Origin of the sequence: Armatimonas rosea (assembly GCF_014202505.1) — a bacterium.
GTDB classification, from domain to species: domain Bacteria; phylum Armatimonadota; class Armatimonadia; order Armatimonadales; family Armatimonadaceae; genus Armatimonas; species Armatimonas rosea.
Window position 1 is genome coordinate 915499 of the sequence record NZ_JACHGW010000001.1, and the last position, 20530, is coordinate 936028.

22 protein-coding genes are annotated in these 20530 nt (G+C 62.9%); 12 read left to right on the forward strand and 10 right to left on the reverse strand.

The window, feature by feature from the left end; genetic code table 11:
• Positions 1-12 precede the first annotated feature (12 nt).
• A complete protein-coding gene (locus tag HNQ39_RS04075; RefSeq protein WP_221289800.1) occupies positions 13-426 on the forward strand; it encodes a ribonuclease HI family protein in 414 nt (137 codons plus the stop codon).
• 25 nt (positions 427-451) lie between these two features.
• On the opposite strand, the gene HNQ39_RS04080 is transcribed toward HNQ39_RS04075, so the two are convergent.
• From HNQ39_RS04080 to HNQ39_RS04100, 5 genes are all read right to left on the reverse strand, one after another.
• The gene (locus tag HNQ39_RS04080) at positions 452-1525 is read right to left on the reverse strand and encodes a BMP family lipoprotein (protein WP_184192682.1); all 1074 of its coding nucleotides are present in this window, start codon (positions 1523-1525) and stop codon (positions 452-454) included.
• A gap of 19 nt (positions 1526-1544) precedes the next feature.
• Positions 1545-2003 carry a MarR family winged helix-turn-helix transcriptional regulator gene (locus HNQ39_RS04085; RefSeq protein WP_184192683.1) on the reverse strand — a complete coding sequence of 153 codons (459 nt, stop codon included), beginning with the start codon at positions 2001-2003 and terminating at the stop codon, positions 1545-1547.
• Between the two features lie 17 nt (positions 2004-2020).
• Positions 2021-2719, reverse strand: coding sequence for a pirin family protein (locus tag HNQ39_RS04090; RefSeq protein ID WP_184192684.1), 699 nt, complete (start codon positions 2717-2719; stop codon positions 2021-2023).
• A 43-nt stretch (positions 2720-2762) separates the two neighbouring features.
• Positions 2763-3575 carry an MqnA/MqnD/SBP family protein gene (locus tag HNQ39_RS04095; protein WP_184192685.1) on the reverse strand — a complete coding sequence of 271 codons (813 nt, stop codon included), beginning with the start codon at positions 3573-3575 and terminating at the stop codon, positions 2763-2765.
• 162 nt (positions 3576-3737) lie between these two features.
• Complete coding sequence (locus HNQ39_RS04100) at positions 3738-4202, reverse strand: YgjP-like metallopeptidase domain-containing protein (RefSeq protein WP_184192686.1); 465 nt, start codon at positions 4200-4202, stop codon at positions 3738-3740.
• Between the two features lie 86 nt (positions 4203-4288).
• On the opposite strand from HNQ39_RS04100, the gene HNQ39_RS04105 reads away from it, so the two are divergent.
• Positions 4289-5740 (forward strand): menaquinone biosynthesis decarboxylase, encoded by a 1452-nt coding sequence (locus HNQ39_RS04105; RefSeq protein WP_184192687.1) that lies wholly within the window; start codon positions 4289-4291, stop codon positions 5738-5740.
• On the opposite strand, the gene HNQ39_RS04110 is transcribed toward HNQ39_RS04105, so the two are convergent.
• A complete protein-coding gene (locus HNQ39_RS04110) occupies positions 5737-6765 on the reverse strand; it encodes a hypothetical protein (protein ID WP_184192688.1) in 1029 nt (342 codons plus the stop codon). The two genes, HNQ39_RS04105 and HNQ39_RS04110, sit on opposite strands and share 4 nt — an antisense overlap.
• Positions 6766-6856: 91 nt before the next feature.
• Here HNQ39_RS04110 and HNQ39_RS04115 point away from each other — a divergent pair, with 91 nt between their 5' ends.
• From HNQ39_RS04115 to HNQ39_RS04155, 9 genes are all read left to right on the forward strand, one after another.
• Complete coding sequence (locus HNQ39_RS04115) at positions 6857-7444, forward strand: NUDIX domain-containing protein (RefSeq protein WP_184192689.1); 588 nt, start codon at positions 6857-6859, stop codon at positions 7442-7444.
• Positions 7441-8004 (forward strand): UbiX family flavin prenyltransferase, encoded by a 564-nt coding sequence (locus tag HNQ39_RS04120; protein ID WP_184192690.1) that lies wholly within the window; start codon positions 7441-7443, stop codon positions 8002-8004. Before HNQ39_RS04115 ends, HNQ39_RS04120 begins: the two co-directional genes overlap by 4 nt.
• A gap of 229 nt (positions 8005-8233) precedes the next feature.
• Positions 8234-8575, forward strand: a complete 342-nt coding sequence (locus HNQ39_RS04125; protein WP_221289802.1) for a transposase — start codon at positions 8234-8236, stop codon at positions 8573-8575.
• Between the two features lie 41 nt (positions 8576-8616).
• On the forward strand, positions 8617-10941 hold the full coding sequence (locus tag HNQ39_RS04130; RefSeq protein ID WP_184192691.1) for a RecQ family ATP-dependent DNA helicase: 2325 nt from the start codon (positions 8617-8619) through the stop codon (positions 10939-10941).
• A 113-nt stretch (positions 10942-11054) separates the two neighbouring features.
• Positions 11055-11891 carry a prepilin-type N-terminal cleavage/methylation domain-containing protein gene (locus tag HNQ39_RS04135; RefSeq protein ID WP_184192692.1) on the forward strand — a complete coding sequence of 279 codons (837 nt, stop codon included), beginning with the start codon at positions 11055-11057 and terminating at the stop codon, positions 11889-11891.
• A 268-nt stretch (positions 11892-12159) separates the two neighbouring features.
• Positions 12160-12990 carry a prepilin-type N-terminal cleavage/methylation domain-containing protein gene (locus HNQ39_RS04140; protein ID WP_184192693.1) on the forward strand — a complete coding sequence of 277 codons (831 nt, stop codon included), beginning with the start codon at positions 12160-12162 and terminating at the stop codon, positions 12988-12990.
• Positions 12991-12998: 8 nt separating this feature from the next.
• The gene (locus tag HNQ39_RS04145) at positions 12999-13196 is read left to right on the forward strand and encodes a hypothetical protein (RefSeq protein WP_184192694.1); all 198 of its coding nucleotides are present in this window, start codon (positions 12999-13001) and stop codon (positions 13194-13196) included.
• 139 nt (positions 13197-13335) lie between these two features.
• On the forward strand, positions 13336-14205 hold the full coding sequence (locus tag HNQ39_RS04150; protein WP_184192695.1) for a DUF1559 family PulG-like putative transporter: 870 nt from the start codon (positions 13336-13338) through the stop codon (positions 14203-14205).
• A gap of 18 nt (positions 14206-14223) precedes the next feature.
• Positions 14224-14418: a hypothetical protein gene (locus HNQ39_RS04155; RefSeq protein WP_184192696.1), complete on the forward strand. Its 195-nt coding sequence runs from the start codon at positions 14224-14226 to the stop codon at positions 14416-14418.
• Positions 14419-14460: 42 nt separating this feature from the next.
• Here the strand turns inward: HNQ39_RS04155 and solA are convergent, their stop codons facing one another.
• The 4 genes from solA to HNQ39_RS04175 all read right to left on the reverse strand — a co-directional run bounded on the left by solA (position 14461) and on the right by HNQ39_RS04175 (position 19809).
• Complete coding sequence (gene solA, locus HNQ39_RS04160) at positions 14461-15462, reverse strand: N-methyl-L-tryptophan oxidase (protein WP_184192697.1); 1002 nt, start codon at positions 15460-15462, stop codon at positions 14461-14463.
• Positions 15459-16481: a formylglycine-generating enzyme family protein gene (locus tag HNQ39_RS04165; RefSeq protein ID WP_184192698.1), complete on the reverse strand. Its 1023-nt coding sequence runs from the start codon at positions 16479-16481 to the stop codon at positions 15459-15461. Before HNQ39_RS04165 ends, solA begins: the two co-directional genes overlap by 4 nt.
• A gap of 146 nt (positions 16482-16627) precedes the next feature.
• Positions 16628-19201 (reverse strand): ATP-dependent Clp protease ATP-binding subunit, encoded by a 2574-nt coding sequence (locus tag HNQ39_RS04170; RefSeq protein ID WP_184192699.1) that lies wholly within the window; start codon positions 19199-19201, stop codon positions 16628-16630.
• Between the two features lie 143 nt (positions 19202-19344).
• Positions 19345-19809 (reverse strand): hypothetical protein, encoded by a 465-nt coding sequence (locus HNQ39_RS04175; RefSeq protein ID WP_184192700.1) that lies wholly within the window; start codon positions 19807-19809, stop codon positions 19345-19347.
• Positions 19810-19880: 71 nt separating this feature from the next.
• On the opposite strand from HNQ39_RS04175, the gene HNQ39_RS04180 reads away from it, so the two are divergent.
• On the forward strand, positions 19881-20519 hold the full coding sequence (locus HNQ39_RS04180; RefSeq protein WP_184192701.1) for a hypothetical protein: 639 nt from the start codon (positions 19881-19883) through the stop codon (positions 20517-20519).
• Positions 20520-20530 lie beyond the last annotated feature (11 nt).

Consider the following 20530-nt stretch of genomic DNA (forward strand, 5'->3'; position numbering starts at 1 on the left):
ACAATGCCCCGCATGAAGATGATCTTACATACCGACGGGGCGAGCAAGGGCAACCCCGGAACCGCCGGGATTGGTGTCGCGTTCTGGCGCGACGGTGAGGCGGAGCCGTTTCACACCCTCGCGGAGCGCCTCCCCGACACGACCAACAACGCCGCGGAGTACACCGCGCTACTGCGGGGGCTGCACGAAGCGCTGCTCAAAGGGGCGAGTGAGGTCGAGGTGCGCACCGACTCGGAGCTGATGGCCAAGCAGATCGCGGGGCTCTATGGGGTGAAGTCCCCCGACTTACAGCCGCTCTTTGCCGAGGCCAAGCGCCTGCTGGCCAAGTTCGACAAGGCGAAGGTGGTGCACGTCCGGCGCGAACAAAACGCCCTGGCCGACAAGCTTGCCAACCAGGGCGTGAAGCTACCGCTCCCGGCCCCCTAACCATCCGTGCTGAGCGGGGGATATCCTAGCTCTTGGGCTTGGTAAACTCCGCGTATGCCTCGCCGGTGTAGGGCGGGTGGAGCTTGCCGTCGATGATCTGCTTCTTGAGGTCCTCGATCTTGGCGAGCACCTCCGCAGGGATCTTGTCCTTGGTGTGCTTCATCTCCGAGAGACCGACACCGTCCTCTTTGAGGCCCAGCACGACCTCGCCGCTCTCGAACTTGCCCTCGGAGACTTTCTTGCAGACCTCAAAGACCGCCACATCGACCCGCTTGACCATGGAGGTCAGCACACGGCCTGGGGCTTCGTCGTCCTGGTCCTTGTCCACCCCGATGGCGTAGAAGCCCTCGCCCTTGGTCTGCGCGGCCTTGATCACCCCGATCCCTGCCTTGCCCGCGGCGTGGTAGACAATATCGGCCTGCATGCCCATCTGGGAGGTCGCGAGCTCCATGCCTTTTTGAGAGTCGTTGAAGTCGCCGACATAGGCGACCCGGGTCTGGATCTCGGGGTTGATGGTGTAGGCACCCGCCTGGTAGCCGTACTCGAACTTCTTGATCAGGGGCATCTCCATCCCCCCGATAAAGCCCAGCACCTTGCTCTTGCTCACCGATGCCGCCAGGGCACCCGCGAGAAACGAGCCCTCCTCCTCGCGGAACTTGTAGGCCACACAGTTGGGGAGCGCGGGGGCGTCGCCGTCGATAATGGCGAACTTGGTCTCGGGGAACTTCCCAGCGACCTCGCGCAGGGCATCTTGCATCAGAAAGCCGACCGCGAAGACCACATCGTACTTGGCCTGGGCGAACTTGGTGAGGTTGGCGACATAGTCCGCGTTCTGCTTCGACTCGACATACTTGACATCGGCCCCCAGCTCTTTCTGGGCCTTCTGGAGCCCGGTCCACGCCTGGGCATTGAAGGACTTATCGCCGACCCCGCCCGTGTCGGTGACCAAGCCGGCCTTGATCTTCTTGCCTGCGCCCGCGGGAGCGTCGGCAGGCTTCGACCCCGTCTCCGAGGGTGTGTCGGCCTTTTTGTTATCGCAGCTCGTGAGGAGTGCGCCGGTGAGCGAGAGCCCCAGCGCGAGGAAATAACGACGGTTCATGCGGGCATTATACCCGTCTCTAGGGAGTGCTCGGCTGGCCTTTTCCTAGGCGGCGCAGGAGCGCATCCAGGGTTGCTTGCTCGTCGGGGGTCAGGAGCGCCAGCTCCTGTGCGACCGCGGCGGCGTGGCGGGGGAAGAGCTCCGCGATCCGTGCTTCTCCGGCCTCGGTCAGGTGGACATAGACAATCCGGCGATCGCTCTCGCAGCGCTGACGGCGCACCAGCTCAAGCTTCTCTAGGTTGTCCACGATGACGGTGAGGTTGTTGGGGCTTCTTAGGTGCTTGCGGGCGAGCTCGGAGAGCTTCAGCGGCCCGAGGTGGTGGAGTGCCTCCAGGACCCCGAACTGTCCCTCGGTCAGGCCGGAGTCGTGAACCACCACCAGGGCGCGCCGCGCGACTGACTCGGCGGCGCGCATGAGCTTGATGTAGGTATTTAGTGCCCGTCTTTGGTCGTCCGGACCCTCAAAGTGGGTTGGCATAGGGCATTATACCGAAGTTACGGCAGGTCGAAGAGCAGCACCTCGCTGGCGGCGCTGGCGACCAGCGCGAGCTGGGTCTCGTCCTCGATCCGCGCGGCATCCCCGGCCTTGAGCACCTCCCCGTTGACACTTACCTCACCCGTCACAATATGCACATAGGCGCGGCGTCCGTCGGCGAGCGTGTGGCTGCGCTCCTCACCAGGCTCTAGCAGCGTGGTCAGCAGCTCGGCGTCTTGGTGGATGTGCATCGCGCCGTCGCGCCCCGTCCCCGAGACCACGACCGCCCACTTGCCGCGCTTTGCGCTCTCCGGGAGATGGCTCTCGCCGTAGCGGGGTGCCGCGCCACGCACGTTGGGCTCGATCCAGATCTGGAAGAGATGCAGCCACTCGGTGGGGGAGGCATTGTACTCACTGTGGTAGACCCCGGTTCCGGCGCTCATGCGCTGGATATCGCCGGGCTTGAGGACACCCTTGCCGCCGGTGTTGTCCTCGTGGGCCAGGGAGCCAGAGAGGACATAGGTCACGATCTCCATGTCCTCGTGGGGGTGCATTCCAAAGCCGCGGCCGGGACCGAACTTGTCCTCGTTGATGACCCGCAGGGGGCCGAAGCCCATGTTGGTGGGGTCGTAGTAGGTATTGAACGAGAAGGAGTGGTAGGCATCCAGCCAGCCCCGGTTGGCATGGCCGCGCTCGTGGGATCGTCGAATCGTTAGCATGGTTTGTTGTTCCTCTGAAGAAAATAACAAGCGGCGCTTAAAATTAGTTCCAATTGGAAGTAAAATAATCGACCGCCGCGTTGCCCTCGCTCCCCAGGTCGTAGGAGTACGCATTGACATAGAGCCCGATATGCGCCTCGATCACGCCGTCGGTGAGGTCTTGTGCGTGCTCACGGCAGAGGGCAAGGGCCTGCTCACGGTGGGAGTCTGCCCAGGTGAGGCTCTCGCGGATCAGCGCCGCCACCGGATCGGCAAGCCCGAGGGCACGACGGCACAGGATCGCCCCGAGCGGGATGGCATAGCCGGTCTGTGCCTCCCAGAACTCCCCGAGGTCCTGGATCAGGGTCAGCCCATCGGCCTCGTAGGTGAAGCGCTTCTCATGAATCACCACGCCTTGCGCACCGGGAACCGTTCGGAGCTCCTCGTAAAGGGTGTCAAAGGGGAGGTATTGCCTCCCCCCGGCGCCGAGACGCCGACCCCCTCCGGCTTCGCGAAGGGGGGGATTGTTGAGCCAGAAGTCTAGCAGGAAGTTAGCGGTCGTCTGTGCACCGGGAGCGAGGACGGTCTGCGTGGGATCGAAGGGAGCATCGCCGTTCTTGAGCAGGAGCGGCCCGCAGCCCCGCCCGAGTGCGCCGCCGCAGGGGAGGAGCTCGTAGGCCGTCTTTAGCGCGGGGTAGGCGGCGTAGCTGACCTTGATAATGTCGAACTGCTCGGTTGCGGCGGCCTCGTTGGCGGCCTGGACATCGAGGTAGGTCGTCTCAAAGGTCAGCTCGGGGTGCGCGACATGCCCCAGCAGAATCCCGGCGAAGATATACACATCGTTGGGGCAGGGGGAGATGCAGAGTTGTAGAGTCATGGTTTTGTTTTCTTCTCGCCCCGGTTAGAGCGGGGCGTCAACGGGCGTCGCAAGCTCCGCCGCAAAGGCCTTCGGCCATCAGAGAGCCCTATGGCCGAAGGCCTTCCCAGCCGTAGGCTCGTTGACGCCCCCCTCCAACGGGGGCGATTCCCACGGGCGGGATCAGCTGATCTGTTTGAGCAAGAACTGCGGATTGAACTTCCGGTCGCAGCGGGCGCAGGAACTCCGGGTGAGGCGCTTGCGGCGGTAGATGCGGGTGCTACAGGCGGGGCACTCGTAGATGTAGCGCCACCAGCCGGCGCTGCGGTCCTTGGGGGGCAGGGCTTTCTTGCGGTCCGGGGGGCAGCCCAGCTTCTCCGCCAGCGCCCAGAACGCCGCCGAGTGGTTGGGATGGATCAGGTGCGCCACCTCATGGCGAAAGGTGATCAGGGTCTCGTCGAAGCCGTGGTCCAGAAACGCCTGCCAGGAGACCACGATCCGCCGCTTGTGGGGCTGGCAGTAGCCGCCGTACTTCTTGCGTGTCGAGACCACAAGCTCACTTAGCTGCAGGGCTCCTGCAAAGTGTGCCTCATTGAGCCGGTGGAACTCCTCCCACAGTGCCGCTTCAACCTCGTGACGCTCAGTCATCCTTCAAACAACTATTTTACCGTCCCCGGAACCTATTGGGTACACTTGGGTTATACTTTGTGAAAAATAGTACGGAGTGAAGACAGATGGCCTACGCAGGGTTTCGGGAGTTTCTGGAAAAACTAGAAAAAGAGGGCGAGCTTAAGCGGATCAAGACACCCGTGGATCCGGTGCTGGAGATCACGGAGATCGCGGATCGGGTGGTGCGCTCGGGCGGGCCGGCACTGCTCTTTGAGAACCCCAAGGGCAGCAGTGTCCCCCTCGCGATCGGGGTCTTCGCGACCCGCAAGCGCATGAGTATGGCGCTGGGAGTGGGGGATATCGAGGAGATCGCCAAGGAGATCGAGGACTGGACCAAGCTCCCGACCACCATGCCCAATGGCCTGCTGGCCAAGGCTGCGCTTCTGCCCCAGATCGGGGAGCTGGCCAAGAACACCGCGCCGCGGATTGTGAGCCATGGGCAGTGCCAGGAAGTGGTCAAGACCGGTGAGCAGGTCAAGCTCTCGGAGCTGCCGATCCTGAAGTGCTGGCCGCTCGATGGGGGCCGCTTTATCACCCTCCCGCTGGTCTTCACCAAGAGTGTCGATGGTAAGCGCAATGTGGGGATGTACCGGGTGCAGGTCTACGACGAGACGACCTGCGGGATGCACTGGCAGCGCCATAAAGTCGGCAACCGCCACCACGGGGAGTACGAGGCCCAGGGACGCAATATCCCAGTCGCGGTGGCCCTGGGCGGCGATCCCGCACTGACCTACGCCGCCACGGCCCCGCTGCCGGACATGATCGATGAGATGGTCTTCGCGGGCTTTCTGCGCAAGAAGCCCGTGGACTTGGTGCGGTGCAAGACCCAGGATCTCGAGGTCCCCGCCGATGCGGAGATCGTCCTGGAGGGCTATGTCCCGGCAAATGAGCGGCGCACGGAGGGGCCCTTTGGCGACCACACGGGCTTCTACACCCTCGAAGACGAGTACCCGGTCTTCCACGTGACGGCGATCACGCACCGGAAAAATCCTGTCTACCCCGCCACCATCGTGGGCCGGCCGCCCATCGAGGACGAGTGGCTGGGGAAGGCGACCGAGCGGCTGTTTCTGCCCCTGGTGCGGCTCTTTGTGCCCGAGATCATCGACTACAACCTCCCGCCCGAGGCGTGCTTCCATAACCTCTGCATCGTCAAGATCAAGAAGCGCTACCCCGGCCATGCGCAGAAAGTGATGAACGCGATCTGGGGCCTGGGGCAGATGATGTTCACGAAGGTGATTATCGTGGTCGATGAGTGGGTGGACGTGCAGAACCTCAAAGAGGTGCTCTGGGTGACCACCAACAATATCGACCCCGAGCGCGACACGCTCTTTACCCGCGGCCCGATCGATGTGCTGGACCACGCCAGCCGCGCGATGGGCTTTGGCTCGAAGATGGGGATCGACGCCACCCAAAAGTGGCCCGAAGAAGGTTTCACCCGCCCCTGGCCACCGGTCATCGAGATGGATGAGGCGGTCAAGAAGCGGGTGGATCAGCTCTGGGGGCAGCTTGGGCTCTAGAAGTTGGCGGTCAGTGTCCCGTTGAGGGTCGCCCCACCCGAGTTGGGCGTGTCGGTGGGATAGGCTCCGCTTGCCACCACAACGACATTCTCCAGAGAGACCGTGATCGAGGTACTCGTGATCGCCGTGATTCGGAGGGTCCCGCTGGCAGGCTTAAAGTAGAGGGCGCTGTTGAGCCCGAGCTGCCGGCTGATATTAAGCCGGACGGGATAGTTGGTTGCCGTCGTCCCTAAGTTATTGAAGATGTCTCCGGCACGGAAGGGAACGCTGGGGGTGCTGGAGTCGATCAAGTTAAACTCGATAAGAGTATTGGGGTAGGTGCTGTAGGAGCCCTGTCCCATGGTGAAGTTGATGTAGGTATCTCCGCCCCGCTGGCCCCCCAGTTTCCCAAGGGCGAGTGGCCCTGCGGGAAAGTTGCCGGTTCGGTTGGTGACCGTCAGTGTCCCGTTGGTCGGCGGTGGGGTGGGGCTTGGTGTGGGGGTGGGAGTGGGACTCGGAGTCGGGGCGGGTGTCGGCGTGGTTCCGGGGGAGGGAAGTACCACCGGCGAGTCCGAGCGTCGCACCGGGACGTTGAAGATCCGTCCATCCGAGAGAGCCACTGTCAGTGTGCCGTAGCTATTGTCGGCAGGTAAGTTGCCGGTGACATGGACATCGAAGGGGCCACCCGTTCCGGTGTAGACTCCACTGAGGTTCACTTCGCCTGTGTCGGGGTCAAAGGTCCCCGAGAGGGTCACACCTGACAGGGGGATCGTGATGGGCCACTCCACGCGGGAGGCGCGCGTGGCCTTTCGGGTGCTGACAAAGCCGCCCGTCGCGTTTCTGTAGGCGTTGGTACCTAGGTTCAGAGTCATCCGGGAGCCATCGGCAAGGACGATCTCCTCGGAGATAAAGCTACGGCTAGCAAAGACACTGGCAGGGGTGACGGTGCCTGCGCTACAGCCGGGGGCGACCATCAGCCCCGCGGTGAGAACGAGCAGACCGCCCGTGGTGATCAGGCGCTGCATTTGAAGGCGAGTGATTTTCATAGTGGAGAAACCTTTCTTGGCACCAGCGTAGCCCCTGGGTGTTACAGCCCGCGTTACAACTTTCTTAATCTGCGGGTAAACTGAGAGGATCATGGCAAGAAAACGAAACACGGGTCTACCGCCCGGAGCCTGGCGCGTGGAAGAGGCGATCTGGGGCGAGCACCAGCGCGTCCGGCTCATCACCGGCTTGCCGAGCATCGTGGACGACCAGGAGCGGGTGCGCTCGATCCATGCGGTGGCGCTCTTGCCCGATGGAAAGCTGGTCCTGGCGGAGAACAAAGACGGCACCTTTACCTTCCCCGGTGGACGACTAGAGGGTGGCGAGACCCAGGACCAGGCGCTCCAGCGCGAGCTCTGGGAGGAGGTGCGCACCCGCCTCGCCCCGGGCTACAAGCCCATTGCGGCCACCCGGATCGAGTTTCTCAACCGTGTCCCCGGCCGGGTCTACCGGGTCCATCCCACCTACCTGCTCTGGGTCTCCGGCCAGGTCGCGGAGCTCTCCGATGAGCCGCACCACGATCCCGCCGATAGCGTGGTCGGGCGCCGGCTTGCGTCCCCGGAAGAGGCCCTCACCCTCCTCCCCGAGCTTGAGCGCCGTGTGCTCGAAACCTGCCTAGGCCGCCTCCCCGAGCCCACGGGGGTGATCCGTGAGCTGGTCGATGGAGAAGAGAGCGAGTGAGCAAGCGCCTCGTGGTCGCCATCACCGGAGCCAGCGGTGCGCTCTACGCTCAGCGCTTCCTGATGCAGGCGGTGCGCCACTACGACGAGCTCTACTTAATGCTCTCGTCGAACGCCGCCGCCGTGCTCAAGACCGAGCTGAATCGCGAGCTGGATGCCTACCTCTGCGACCCGAAGATCACGCTCTGCGAGAAGCGCAACTTCTTCACCCCGCCCGCCTCGGGGAGCTTCCGCCACGACGGCATGGTGATTGTGCCGTGCTCGATGGGCACCGCCGGGCGTATCGCAAACGGCATCAGCGACGATCTCACCACCCGCGCCGCCGATGTCTGCCTCAAAGAAGGCCGCAAGCTGATCTTGGTCCCTCGCGAGATGCCCTGGAACCTGATCCATCTGCGAAACATGACCCAGCTCGCTGAGGCCGGCGCGACCATCCTCCCCGCCAGCCCCGCCTTCTACCACGAACCCAAGACCATCGAAGACCTGGTAGACACCGTGGTCGCGCGCATCCTACAAAACCTCGGCATCGAACAAACCCTTGTCGGCGAGTGGCAAAAATAAAATATTGCTGGGGCGTTTTGTTCCCGGACGGTAAACGTCCGGCTATGGGGCCTTCGGCCGCCTCCTCGTTCCTCGTCGGTACAAGATTTATCCGCCGAAGGCGCGGCGGAGGCACGACGCCCCATAGCCGGATGATTTCCATCCCGGGCATGAATGGCATGCAAAAATAAAATTTCCGCATTTTGTAAGAACGCGGGTAGTGTGACCGTTATAGGGGCGGAGGAAACTCATGTCCAGCTGTGAGCGGCATATCTTTTTACATTTTGTCTGGGCGACGCGGGATCGTCTGCCCTTTGTGACCCCGGAGATCGAGCGACGTTTGTACCGAATGATGGAAGCCAAGGTGCGCGAGCTTGGGTGTCGGGTCGCGGCGATCAATGGGATGCCCGACCATGTGCATCTTCATGGCTATGGTGTTTTTAGCGTCGGGCAAGACGGAGTGGGGCCGGTCGTCAGCTACATCACCAACCAAAAACAGCACCACGCCGATAACGACGTGTGGGATAATTGGGAATACATCCCTATCACCACCGATTATCTCGCCGAAGGCGCGGCGCGAAGCGCCCCATAGCCGGACGTTCACCGTCCTGGAAATAACGCCACACAACATACATGGACGATCTACAGACAGCATTAAAAGAGTTTTTCGGGCACGAGGATTTCCGCGAGGGGCAGCGGGAGATCGTGGAGGCGGCGGTGGCGGGGGTGGACACGCTGGCGGTCTTGCCCACGGGCGGGGGGAAGTCGGTGACCTACCAGCTACCGGGGCTGCTCTTGCCGGGCGCGACTCTCATTCTCTCGCCGCTGATTGCGCTGATGAAGGACCAGGTCGAGAGCCTCCCGGAGGCGCTCCAAGGCCGGGTCGCGCTGATCAACTCCTCGCTGGACTCGTCGGAGCTGGGCAAGCGGCTGGCGCAGCTCAAGTCCGGGCAGCTGAAACTGATCTACGCGGCGCCCGAGCGGCTCCGGCAGCCGCCGTTTCTACACGCGCTCCGCGAGGCGGGTGTCTCGCTGGTGGTGATCGACGAGGCGCACTGTATCAGCCAGTGGGGGCATGATTTTCGGCCCGATTACCGTGCGGTGGGGCGGGCGGTGCAGGAGCTCAACCCGCGCTCCGTGCTCGCGGTCACGGCCACGGCGCCGCCCGATGTCCAGCGCGATATCGAGCAACAGCTGGGGCGCAAGCTCAAGGTTATTTTGAAGCCGACCTGGCGGGAGAATTTGTTTTTGGAGGCGCGGCGCGTGAAGAGCAACGACGAGAAGCTTTTTGCCACCGTGGAGATCTGCCAGCAGTTCGAGGGAGTCGGGCTGGTCTATGCGTCGTCGCGGGATAGATGTGAGGATATCTCGCGCATGCTCAAGCGGCAGGGAGTGGCGGCGGGGTTTTACCATGCGGGCCTGGAGCCCGTGGAGCGGGCGGCGGCGCAGGATCGTTTTATGAGCGGCGAGGTGCGGGTCATGGCCGCGACTGTCGCCTTTGGGATGGGGGTCGATAAGTCCGACATTCGGTTTCTGCTGCACTTTAACCCGTCGCGGACCCTGGAGAACTACTACCAGGAGGCGGGGCGTGCCGGGCGTGACGGGAAACCGTCGCGCTGCGTCATGCTCTACACCAGCTCGGACATGGCGGCGGCGACCCGGCGGCTCAACGAGGACGCGCTCACGGCGGAGCGGGTGCAGAGTGTCTACCGGGCCGTGCGCAGTGTTCTCGGGCGGCGGCGATGTGCGCCCGTGCGCTTCGAGGCGCTGGTCAGCGAGGTGGGCGGCGACGACGGCTTGGTGCGTAGCGCCTTGCCCGTCCTGGAGGAGCTGGGGCTGCTCGCCCGCCACGCCGACTTGCCCCGCGCGATGCACCTCTATAGTGAGCTCCTCAGCGACGAGGCCGACCCCTTGGCCGACTTGCTCCTCTCCGCGGGGAGCGATCCGGTCGCCCAGGCCGAGGCGGCAGGCCTCCACCTCGCCGACCTGGAGCACGAGGTCCTGCGCCTGCAGGAGGCGGGCTACCTCACCTACCGCGCCGCCCCCCGCGATCTCTGCCTGGAGCTGCTCCCACCGCCTGAGGACACCAAGGCCCGGCTCGACGAGCGCCTCAAAGAGCGCGCCGAGGCCGCCGCCTACCGGGCCGCTGCGATGAAGGCCTACGGCGATGAGCCCAAGTGCCGCCACGCCCAGATCGCCCGCTACTTCGGCGATCGCTGGCCCCGCCGCACCTGCGGCATGTGCGATGTGTGTGCACTCCCCCCGGCTTCGCCGACCCCCTCTCGCTCTGAATCCGCGTTCCGCGGGACGAGAGAGGGTAAGCTCCCCTCCCTTCGTCCCGACGAAGTCGGAAATAGAGCGAAGGGAGGGGCAGGGGGAGGGATGTCTGGAGGGATGCCCATCGACGCCCTGCGCCTGCTCCACGACCTGGCGAGCGGCTACTACCCGTTTCAACTCGGTAAGGCGGGGCTGATGAAGGCGCTGCGGGGGACGCCCGATGCGCCGGTGAAGCCAAACCGGACGGGCGCATTTGGCGCACTGGAGGGCTGGAAGAAAGCCGATGTCGAGCGCCTGATCGAGGCACTGATCGAGCAGAGCTACCTGCGCCGCGATGAAGAAGACGAGTACCGGCGGCTCTACCTCACGGAGAGCGGGCTAGAGGCGCTTCAGTCGGGGGAGCTGGATATCGAGTGGCGGGCACCGTCGGTGGTACAAGCCCAAGCCTCCAGCGAGAGCGCGGATCCGGGGCTTCTTGCGGCGCTCAAGGCCTGGCGCAAAGAGCTTGCCAGCGAGCAGGCGGTCCCGCCGTATGTCATCTTCGCGGATAAGGTGCTGGAGGGGATCGCCGCGCGCAAGCCCGCCAATGAGTTTGAGCTCCTAGAGATCGCGGGAATCGGGCCGGGGAAGGCTGCCAAGTTTGGCGAGACCGTGCTGGAGCTGGTGCGTAGGCAGGGGTGAATTATGAATTTAAAATCGTGAAAAATAAAGCACGTAAATGGGAACTCCTTTTTCTCTCCTAGTGTTTCTTAGTTGGGCGAGGCTGTGAGCCTTGCCAGAAAGAAGGAACTAAAATGGTGTCCCGTCGGTGCCGACAGCGGCTTTTCACGCTTATTGAGCTTCTTGTGGTGATCGCTATTATTGCCATCCTCGCCGCGATTCTCTTCCCCGTCTTTGCCCAGGCACGGGAGCGTGCACGCTCGACCGCTTGCCTCTCGAATATGAAGCAGCTCCTCACGGCCGAGATCATGTATGCACAGGACTACGATGAGATGCTCCCACGGCTGGTGAATGTCTGTGTGCCGGGTATCCCCAACACGACCAAAGACTTCTACAACATCACCGACATGTTGCTGCCCTACGTGAAGAATGGCGAGATCTACAAGTGCCCCAGCGACCCCATTGAGCGCTGGAATGGGGGGATGCCCACCGGCGGGGCTGTGAGCTACGCTTGGACCCACTACCAGCCGGGCTTTGAGACAGACAGTACCTACGGGCTGCACGCGCGCTATCCTGAGGTCTGTGGGAGCACAAACTTTGCCGACTCGCTCACCCTCTCTGCAATCGGGGCACCCGCGGATACTGCCTCCATGTATGAGTTCTGGACAACACGTAGCCATGTCAACGGTGGGCCTTGGTGGCGCTGGAACAACACGGATGTCGTTACCTGGGATTCTTTTGCACGCTATCCAAGGATTTTAACGTCTGGTACCTATAAAACACGTGCGGTTCAGCTCGCTATGGGGACACACTTCGGGCTTGCAAACTATGGCTTTATCGATGGACATGTCAAGTCTTTTCGTGCGGGGGCTATTTCTGTGACACCATGGACTGCCGCCGCGATCAATGCACGCCGAACCGCTGGTCAGTTGAACCGGAATCTATTGCACTTTGATGCTCAGTATAAATAATTTTAGATTTGTGTTCTTACGTTGAGATGAAAGGTGCTTAATACGGTTTTTAAATCTTTAACTTTGGTACGGTCTTTTTCATAAGCTATCTCCTTTAGAGGTAGCCTATACCCGGTGCAGCTCAGCCTCGTATTTTTTGTGGAAAATACGAGGCTAGATGTGCTTGTTTGAAAACCAATTCAGAAAGGGTATACTGGTGCATCGTCTAGCATTCAGTGTTGGTTAGCGTTTGGGTATGTCTTTATTCCGTTTTCTGGAGGTTTTTCAAATGAATAATCGTTCGAACAGATCCGCATTCACCCTCATCGAGCTCCTCGTGGTGATCGCGATCATTGCGATTCTTGCTGCAATTCTTTTCCCTGTCTTTGCTCAGGCACGTGGTAAGGCACGTGCGATCGCCTGTCTGTCCAACATGAAGCAGATGGGGACGGCGGCGATGATGTACGCGCAGGACTACGACGAGGTCATGCCGACTTGGTCGCTCTACTGGTTTGCTTACTACAACCCTGCACCAACGGGAGCAAAGTTCCCCGACTCCGTGAACCTGTACTGGGATGCACTGCTTCTGCCCTATGTCAAGAGCGGCGATCCGGGCAATCTCTCTGCCCCGAATCGTGGGGGGGTCTGGCACTGTCCTGATGCAGAGAACCCCAGCATTGGTGTTCGCAGCTACGGGTATAGCATGGGGCTAACCTACGACACCGATCCGACCAGTCCTTTCTTGTACCGCTGCCCGTCCTTGTCGGAGATCGAGGCACCAGCTTCCACGGTCTTTGTCGGTGACTCCGGCTCTTCGGGACGTCTAGGACGCACCTACGACTTCCAGGGCTACTACGAGAAGTATGTGGCGAAGATCCAGCCTACCCGAGACTCCCCATGGCGTCACCAGGAAGGGGCCAACTATGTCTACTGCGACGGCCACGCGAAGTATGGCAAGGGCGACATGATGTACCCACATCCTACTCCCCCAAGCACGGCCTACGCCACGGCACGCCCCCAGGCCAACTGTGCCCACGCGAAGTACTTCGCGGCTAAGGCGGGAGAGCGAACCTACTGGGCAGCTCAGGCGACCGCGGCGGGCTTCCCCTGTAGCCCATAGGAGCTTTTATGAAGACACTCATACTTCTGGCGATTGGCCTTCTGGCGCTGGCGGGCTGCTCGCCAAAACCCGAAGCTACGACCGATAAGGCGCCCCCGACAGGTGCCGGTGCCGCTGCGCCCGTACAGGCGGCACCCGGTGCTCCTCCGGGAGCGAATCAGCCCTTGACCGATGGTCGGATGGATAAGTCAGACAACGGCAAGTAGTTAGATGAAAAATCGCCCGAAGCGCCATGGCGCTTCGGGCGATTTTTTTGCTCTGGGACAAATATTGGGGGGAAGGTATAATATCCCTATTCCCTTTGGGGTAGGTTATCCTTCGTTTAATTATTTGGAGGTTTTTTTCATGGTTTCTACGACACGTCGGTCTGCGTTTACGCTGATCGAGCTCCTCGTGGTGATTGCGATCATCGCGATCCTTGCTGCAATCCTTTTCCCTGTTTTTGCCCAGGCACGTGAGAAAGCACGTGCGATCAGCTGCCTATCCAACCAGAAGCAGATGGGCGTTGCCCTCATGATGTACTCGCAGGACTACGACGGTGGCTTCCCGACTTGGTCCGAGTACTGGTACAGTGTCGCCTATGCCATCACCCCGCTCGGGTCCGATACGGCGGATCGCTACTGGGACGCCAAGCTCCTGCCCTATGTCAAGAGTGGCAACCCTGGCGGTACCCCGACCACATCCCCCGACCGTGGAGGCGTCTGGCACTGCCCGTCGTCGCCCTACACCAACAGCCAGCGTAGCTACAGTGTCAGCTCCGGCTTCATCTACGACACCGACTCCACCAGCCCCTACAGCTACCGCTACCTGAATGAGTCGGAGATGCCCAAGCCCTCGGACACGGTCTTTGTCACCGACGGTGGCCCCGACGGCCGTACCCGGTTCAACTACACGTACTACTCCCTGCCCGCCTCGGGAGTTGGCAATGGCTACTACTACCGCTTTATCGCGGGGGGGAGCGCCACCAAGGGCGATACCGACGCCGCCTACCGTCACAACGAGGGCTCCAACTATGTCTTCTGCGACGGCCACGCTAAGTGGTTCAAGGCCGAGATCATGTTCCCCCACCCGACTCCCCCCAGCACCTCCTACACGGGTGTTGTCGCCGGGTCGCAGCGCTGTGCGTGGGCGAAGTACTTCGCCGCCAAGCAGAACGAGCGTGACAACAAGGGCAACTCGGCCATCTCTCTCGGCTACGCTTGTTCGGGCTGGTAATCTGCAAAAGGAGCTACGATGAAAGTAATTGCGCTGATCTGTCTAGTCGTTCTTGGTGTCTTGAGTGCTGGGTGCCAGAAAGAGGAGCCCAAGCCGGTGGCGTCCACGGCTCCCGTGGCTAATCCGGCGGCAGGTGCCAATCCCGGAATGGGGCAGGCGGCCCCGGCAAACCTCTCGACCGCAGAGAAAGATAAGATCGAAGGTAAGGGGTAGAGACCCCCAAGACGCCGGGGTAGCACGCGCTACCCCGGCGTTTTATTTTGTGGCGGAGTCGGCGGCGAGGCGCCCCATGAGGATGGAGAACTTAAAGCCATGCCCCGAGCACGCCGAGACGCGCGTGGTCTTGGGCCGAGGATGGTCAAAGACAAAGCTCTCATCGGGGGTGTTGGTGTACAGACACGATGCATGGTGCGTCACCTCCGGGCCGAGGCTCGGGAAGCGTGTGGCCGCATAGGCGCGCGCCGCGTCATCGTCGCTGGTGAGGGTGGGGCGATCGGGCTGGTCGGGAGCGAAGGGGACCTGCGGGATATGGCGGGCAAGCTTCACGCCCGCGATGCGCCCATCGCTGGGGAAGCCGTACCAGTAGCTCTCGGCGTCGATCCAGACGGGATAGCCAGTGAGCTCTCCCGACAGATAGGTCACCTGCTGGCGTGTCACGGTCAGCGGGAGCGGCGACTCAGGGAAGAGCGTGTTGGTCCAGGCCCCCGCACAGACAATCACGTGGTCGAAGCTCTCTAGCTCCTCTAGGCTCTCGATAACGATGTTCTCGCGCAGCTCCGCTCCGGCGGCCCGTGCCAGTCGTGCCTGCGCCCGCACGACCGCGCCCGCGCGCAGGAAGCCCGCATCGCTCTGCCAGATCGCCTGCTCGCCCTCGGCAAGCACCAGCGCCGGGTAGCGCTCGGCGACCTCAGCGGCGCTGAGGAGCTGGTGCGCCACCCCATTGACCGCGAGTGCCTGCTGCATGCTAGTGAGCTCGGGGTGGTTTTTGGGCGCGAAGAAGAGCCCCCCACAGCGCACAAAGAGCTCCTCGCCCGCCGCTTGCTCCAGCGCGTCCCAGAGCGGGTAGGCCTGTCCCATGAGCTGGGTGTAGTGCGCCTCGGGGTAGGCGTAGCGGATGATCCGAGACTCCCCGTGCGACGAGCCCATGCCATGCCCTATCGTAAAGCGCTCGAACCCGACCACGGTGTGGCCCGCCTCCGCAAGAAACCGGCACGCGGCGCTCCCCACGGCCCCGATACCAACGACAGCGACTTTCATTGCGCGAGCCGGAACCCATCGGAGTCGCCGCCCTTGCCGGGGTAGCTCCAGGCGCGTCCCGCGACACGGTGCGATGTGCTTGTGGTGTAGCTGTACCACGATGCGCCTCGGAGGATGCGGTCTTTGCCGGTAGCGGGGCCTTGCGGGTTCTCCTCGGGCGAGCTGGCGTAGTAGTCCGCGCCGTACCAGTCCGCGCACCACTGGAAGACATTGCCTGCCATGTCCGCGAGCCCGTAGGCATTGACAAAGACATGCTCGGTGCGGCTGACGGGGGCAGTCTTATCGCGCTGCTCCCTCATGCTCGACCAGGCCAGGGAGTCGTCGTAGGTATCGCCCCAGGGAAAGATCGGGCTGGCCTGTCCGCCCTGCGCGGCGTACTCCCACTCGGCCTCGGTGGGGAGGCGCAGCTTCGCCCAGTCCGCCAGCGCCTTGGCCTCGTCCCAGCTCACGTTCACCATCGGGTGGTCGGGGATCCAGCCCCAGGCGGGAGGCTCGGGCATCTTGCGGTTGGTGGCGGTGCAGAACTCCTGAAACATCCCGACGGTCACCGGTGTGCGCCCCAGCTTAAAGGCTGAGAGGGTCACCTTGTGCACAGGCTTGCGGTCGGGTGCGGTATCGGCGCTCCCCATCAGAAAGCTCCCGGCAGGAATACTGACCATCTGCGCCTTGTAGGCAGCTAAGGTGAGGGGAGCCGGCGGCGGTGCGGGCTTTGCTACTGCCCGCTTGGGCTCCGCGGGGAGCTTGCCCAGGAGCTCTTGAATCGTCTTTGCCAGTGCGGGGGTGGGCTGGAGCGTGCTGGCCTTGGTCAGGCTCGCCCGCGCTTCGTCGGTCTTGCCCTGCTTGAGTGCGAGACGCCCCAGCCAGTAGTGGCCCTCGGGCGCGCTGGGCTGGAGTGAAATCGCTTTTCTCGCCTCGCTCGCGGCGGCATCGAGCTTGCCTGCCACGGCAAGCTGCTCAATGCGCTTGAGAAGGGCGAGATAGCTCTCTGCGGGCTGAACGATGGCGATTAAGAACGGCATGAACGTAATTTTATCGCCCCCGTTGGAGGGGGGCGTCTAGCTGTCCTCGTGCCTCGGACACAAAGGGCTGCGCCCATAGGGGCGCGTAGCGCCCTTCGTGTCGGAGCCTGCGACGACAGCTAGACGCTCCCGTTCATGGGAGCGATCTACTCCTCGGTGGGGGGCGGAGCGGGGAGCTCGCCCAGGGTTCCGGGGGCGGCGGCGATTGCGGCGGGGGTGGACTCCTCGCCGATCTCGCGGAGCGTGTCCTCGAGCTCCTTCTTGCGGAAGATCACCACGGAGTCGTCGCCCTCGCCGTCCAGCTCGGCCAGGACAATATCGCCGGCGCTGAAGCGGCCTAGGAGCACCTCTTCGGCCAGCGGATCCTCGATCAGGCGCTGCACCGAGCGGCGGAGCGGACGGGCACCGTAGGTCGGGTCGAAGCCATCCGCGGCGAGCTTGTCCATCACGGGGTCGGAGACCTCTAGGACAAGATCGTGCTGCTCCAGCTGCTTGCGCACGCTGCCCAGCATCAGATCGACAATCTGGCGGATGTTCTGCGCGGTCAGAGCATGGAAGACAATGGTCTCATCGATTCGGTTGACAAACTCCGGTCGGAACGCACGCTTGACCTCGTCCATGACCTTGTTCTTCATGCCCGTGTAGTCGCGCTCGGTCTCGTCCTTGGGCTTGTTGCTGCCCCGGAGCCCGATCTGCGGCTCGCGGTGGATGATGTGCGCGCCGATGTTGCTCGTCATGATCAGCACGGTGTTCTTAAAGTCCACCACGCGGCCCTGCGAGTCGGTCAGGCGGCCGTCTTCCATCACTTGCAGCAGCAGGTTGAAGACCTCGGGGTGTGCCTTCTCGACCTCATCGAGGAGCACCACGGCGTAGGGGTTGCGCCGCACCGCCTCGGTGAGCTGCCCGCCTTCGTCGTAGCCGACGTAGCCAGGAGGGGCCCCGACCAGGCGGCTGACCGCGAAGCGCTCCATGTACTCGGACATGTCGATTCGGATCAGGTTCTCTTCTTTCTGGAACAAGAACGCTGCCAGGGCGCGTGCCAGCTCGGTCTTTCCCACCCCGGTGGGGCCGAGGAAGAGGAACGAGCCGATGGGGCGCTTGGGGTCTTTCAGGCCGGAGCGGGCGCGGCGGATCGCCTTGCTGACCGCGATAATGGCCTCTTTCTGGCTGATGACGCGCTTGCCCAGCGCCTCTTCCATCTGGAGGAGCTTCTGGGTCTCGGTCTCGACCAAGCGGTTGACGGGGATACCGGTCCAGGCAAAGACCACTTGGGCGATATCGTCGTCATCGACCACCAGCTCCAGCCCCTCGCGCTCGGCGTCCCAGCGGGCTTGCAGGTCGTTGATGCGCTGGGTGAGGTAGTTCTGCTGGTCCTCGAGGAAGTTCACCCGGTCGAAGTCGCCTTCGTCGGGGAGGCGTCCCAGCTCTTTCTCCACCTGGATCAGCTCGGCCTTGGCCTCGCGCAGGGGCTGCGGAGCCGTGGCGGCCTTCAGGCGGACCTTGGACGATGCCTCGTCGATCAGGTCGATTGCCTTGTCGGGGAGGTGCCGGTCGGTGATGTAGCGGTCCGCGAGGCGGCAGGCGGCCTCCAGTGCGGTGTCCTTGATCTCGACCTTGTGGTGCTCCTCGTAGCGGTGGCGCAGGCCCTTGAGGATCTCGACTGCCTCCTCCACACTAGGCTCGTCCACCTTCACCATCTGGAAGCGTCGCGCGAGGGCGGCGTCCTTCTCGATGTACTTGCGGTACTCATCCAGCGTGGTCGCGCCGATACACTGGAGCTCGCCGCGGGAGAGGGCGGGCTTCATGATATTGCTGGCATCGATCGCGCCCTCGGCGGCACCCGCACCAACCACGGTGTGGAGCTCGTCGATAAAGAGAATGATCTCGCCATTGGCCTTGCGGACCTCGTCCATCACCCGCTTCATGCGCTCTTCAAACTCGCCGCGGTACTTGGTGCCCGCGACTAGGCCGGCAAGATCGAGCGAGATCAGGCGCTTGTCCTTGAGCATCTCGGGGATGTCCTGCATCACGATCCGGGTGGCGAGCCCCTCGGCGATCGCGGTCTTGCCGACGCCGGGCATTCCGACCAGCACGGGGTTGTTCTTGGTGCGACGGGAGAGGATCTGAATGACCCGCTCGATCTCCTCGGCGCGCCCCACGACCGGGTCGAGCTTGTCGTTGCGGGCGTAGTCGGTCAGGTCGCGGCCAAACTCATCCAGGGTGGGGGTGCGGGAGCGCTGGTCCTTGCTGGGCGCGCCACGGCCGGCGGCCACGGGCTGACCGGGCTCCTGGTCCTGGAGCAGGCGCACCTCGCGGCGGGTGCGCTCCAGATCGACTCCCAGCTTCCCCAGGACACGACCCGCCAGACCCTCGCCCTCGCGGATCAGCCCGAGGAGCAGGTGCTCTGTGCCGATGTAGTTGTTGCCCAGCTGCCGGGCTTCGTCGTAGGCTAGGTCGATCACCCGCTTGGCTCTTGGGGTCAGCTGCATCTCCGGCCCCATACGCCCATCGCCGCGTGCCACTTGACGCTCGATCTCGGCGCGAATCCGGCCTAGAGAGACCCCGATCCGATCGAGAATGCGAGCGGCGACGCTGTCATTCTCCTTGACCAGACCGAGCAGAAGATGCTCCGTCGAAACATAGTTCTCGCCCAGGCGCCCTGCTTCTTCCTGTGCGAAGAAAACCACGCGGCGCGCGCGCTCGGTGAATCGTTGCCACATGGACAAGATTGTATCGCACTTGCCCCCCCCCTTGCTCCCTCACCGTTCGGCTAGCGGGGCTCGAACGTCCTGCACGGTAAACGTGCGGCTATAGGGCGTCGTACCTCCGCCGCCTCGCTTCGCTCGGTATATACCGTCGAGGGCTATCCCGTGGGAGCTTCGGGCGGGCTCTGGGCGGCGATAAACTTCTCCAGGCGCTTCTTGGCGTACTCCTCGGCCCAAGTCTCCAGAGTCTCAGTGACTGCGGCGCGTTTTTTCGAGGGCTTCTTGCGTGGGTTGAGGGTGAGTGTCAGGTGGTGCCCAACCTCGTGGAAGAGCGTGTGGGCGAGCTGGAGGATCGCGGCGCGAACAATCAGCTCCTCCGAGGCGCGGGCGTAGTGCGGGGAGTTGGCGATGAGGCGCAGGTGGGCCTGGAGATACAGCTCGATGCGAATCCCCCGGTGATCGCGGATGTAGACCCCCAGCCGCTCCCCGGCGGGGTCGTAGTCGTAGGCGTAGATACCCGTGAGGCGTGCCAAGTGCTCCCGCGGCGTGTGCGCCAGCGCGGCGCGCAGACCAGTCTTGAGCGTGTCGTCGTAGTCCTCTTCGGCTTCCCAGTACAGATGCATTGCGCCTTGGTTGTACCCGGATTTGAAGCCAATACCGCACTTGGGTATCTTAGTGGCAGGAGGTTAGCAAGATGCGAGTTTCTTGGATGGTGGCGGGGACACTGGCGCTGGTGCTGGGAGCGCTGGCGCTACAGGGGAGCCGCAGCCACGATGAGTCAAAGACCAACCCAGAGCGGGAGACCGCAGAGCTCCTGGACTCGCTGGTTCAGCCGCGCTTTCAGGTCACCAATGGCAAAGACTTTGGGATGAGCCGGCTCGCGCCTCGGATCAAGGGGCACGGCCACATGGGAAGGATCGAGCCGGAGAGCGAGGCCGAGAAGCGCATCCTGGCACAAGTCGCGGCCCTGGGCTGTGAGTACCGTCTTGGGTTTGTTCACACGGGCTACCAGCTCAGTCGCTTCACCGCCAAGTCCGTTTCCGCAAAGACCCCGGACTACGAGCCGATCTGGCGCGACAACCAGGATTACATTGCCCACAAGGACGAGAGCCTGACGCCCTACACGGAGCGCATCTTACCCACGGTCGGGCGGCTAGAGCGTGGCGCGAAGATCGACACGCAGCAGGGAGAGTGGCAGGTTTTTCTACGCCCGGTGAAGGCGGAGAAAGAGACCTGCGTTTCGTGCCATGCGGGTGTAAAGACCGGCCAAGTGATGGGCGCGATGGTCTACTTGGTCAAGCGCACTCCGTCCACGGCAGTAGGCGGGCATTGAAAATACCCGTC

What these genes read in the sequence shown, in the direction of transcription:
- HNQ39_RS04075 (WP_221289800.1), top strand. Translation starts at nt 13, where the DNA reads ATGAAGATGATCTTACATACCGACGGGGCGAGCAAGGGCAACCCCGGA.
- HNQ39_RS04080 (WP_184192682.1), bottom strand. Translation starts at nt 1,525, where the DNA reads ATGAACCGTCGTTATTTCCTCGCGCTGGGGCTCTCGCTCACCGGCGCA.
- HNQ39_RS04085 (WP_184192683.1), bottom strand. Translation starts at nt 2,003, where the DNA reads ATGCCAACCCACTTTGAGGGTCCGGACGACCAAAGACGGGCACTAAAT.
- HNQ39_RS04090 (WP_184192684.1), bottom strand. Translation starts at nt 2,719, where the DNA reads ATGCTAACGATTCGACGATCCCACGAGCGCGGCCATGCCAACCGGGGC.
- HNQ39_RS04095 (WP_184192685.1), bottom strand. Translation starts at nt 3,575, where the DNA reads ATGACTCTACAACTCTGCATCTCCCCCTGCCCCAACGATGTGTATATC.
- HNQ39_RS04100 (WP_184192686.1), bottom strand. Translation starts at nt 4,202, where the DNA reads ATGACTGAGCGTCACGAGGTTGAAGCGGCACTGTGGGAGGAGTTCCAC.
- HNQ39_RS04105 (WP_184192687.1), top strand. Translation starts at nt 4,289, where the DNA reads ATGGCCTACGCAGGGTTTCGGGAGTTTCTGGAAAAACTAGAAAAAGAG.
- HNQ39_RS04110 (WP_184192688.1), bottom strand. Translation starts at nt 6,765, where the DNA reads ATGAAAATCACTCGCCTTCAAATGCAGCGCCTGATCACCACGGGCGGT.
- HNQ39_RS04115 (WP_184192689.1), top strand. Translation starts at nt 6,857, where the DNA reads ATGGCAAGAAAACGAAACACGGGTCTACCGCCCGGAGCCTGGCGCGTG.
- HNQ39_RS04125 (WP_221289802.1), top strand. Translation starts at nt 8,234, where the DNA reads ATGTCCAGCTGTGAGCGGCATATCTTTTTACATTTTGTCTGGGCGACG.
- HNQ39_RS04130 (WP_184192691.1), top strand. Translation starts at nt 8,617, where the DNA reads ATGGACGATCTACAGACAGCATTAAAAGAGTTTTTCGGGCACGAGGAT.
- HNQ39_RS04135 (WP_184192692.1), top strand. Translation starts at nt 11,055, where the DNA reads ATGGTGTCCCGTCGGTGCCGACAGCGGCTTTTCACGCTTATTGAGCTT.
- HNQ39_RS04140 (WP_184192693.1), top strand. Translation starts at nt 12,160, where the DNA reads ATGAATAATCGTTCGAACAGATCCGCATTCACCCTCATCGAGCTCCTC.
- HNQ39_RS04145 (WP_184192694.1), top strand. Translation starts at nt 12,999, where the DNA reads ATGAAGACACTCATACTTCTGGCGATTGGCCTTCTGGCGCTGGCGGGC.
- HNQ39_RS04150 (WP_184192695.1), top strand. Translation starts at nt 13,336, where the DNA reads ATGGTTTCTACGACACGTCGGTCTGCGTTTACGCTGATCGAGCTCCTC.
- HNQ39_RS04155 (WP_184192696.1), top strand. Translation starts at nt 14,224, where the DNA reads ATGAAAGTAATTGCGCTGATCTGTCTAGTCGTTCTTGGTGTCTTGAGT.
- solA (WP_184192697.1), bottom strand. Translation starts at nt 15,462, where the DNA reads ATGAAAGTCGCTGTCGTTGGTATCGGGGCCGTGGGGAGCGCCGCGTGC.
- HNQ39_RS04165 (WP_184192698.1), bottom strand. Translation starts at nt 16,481, where the DNA reads ATGCCGTTCTTAATCGCCATCGTTCAGCCCGCAGAGAGCTATCTCGCC.
- HNQ39_RS04170 (WP_184192699.1), bottom strand. Translation starts at nt 19,201, where the DNA reads ATGTGGCAACGATTCACCGAGCGCGCGCGCCGCGTGGTTTTCTTCGCA.
- HNQ39_RS04175 (WP_184192700.1), bottom strand. Translation starts at nt 19,809, where the DNA reads ATGCATCTGTACTGGGAAGCCGAAGAGGACTACGACGACACGCTCAAG.
- HNQ39_RS04180 (WP_184192701.1), top strand. Translation starts at nt 19,881, where the DNA reads ATGCGAGTTTCTTGGATGGTGGCGGGGACACTGGCGCTGGTGCTGGGA.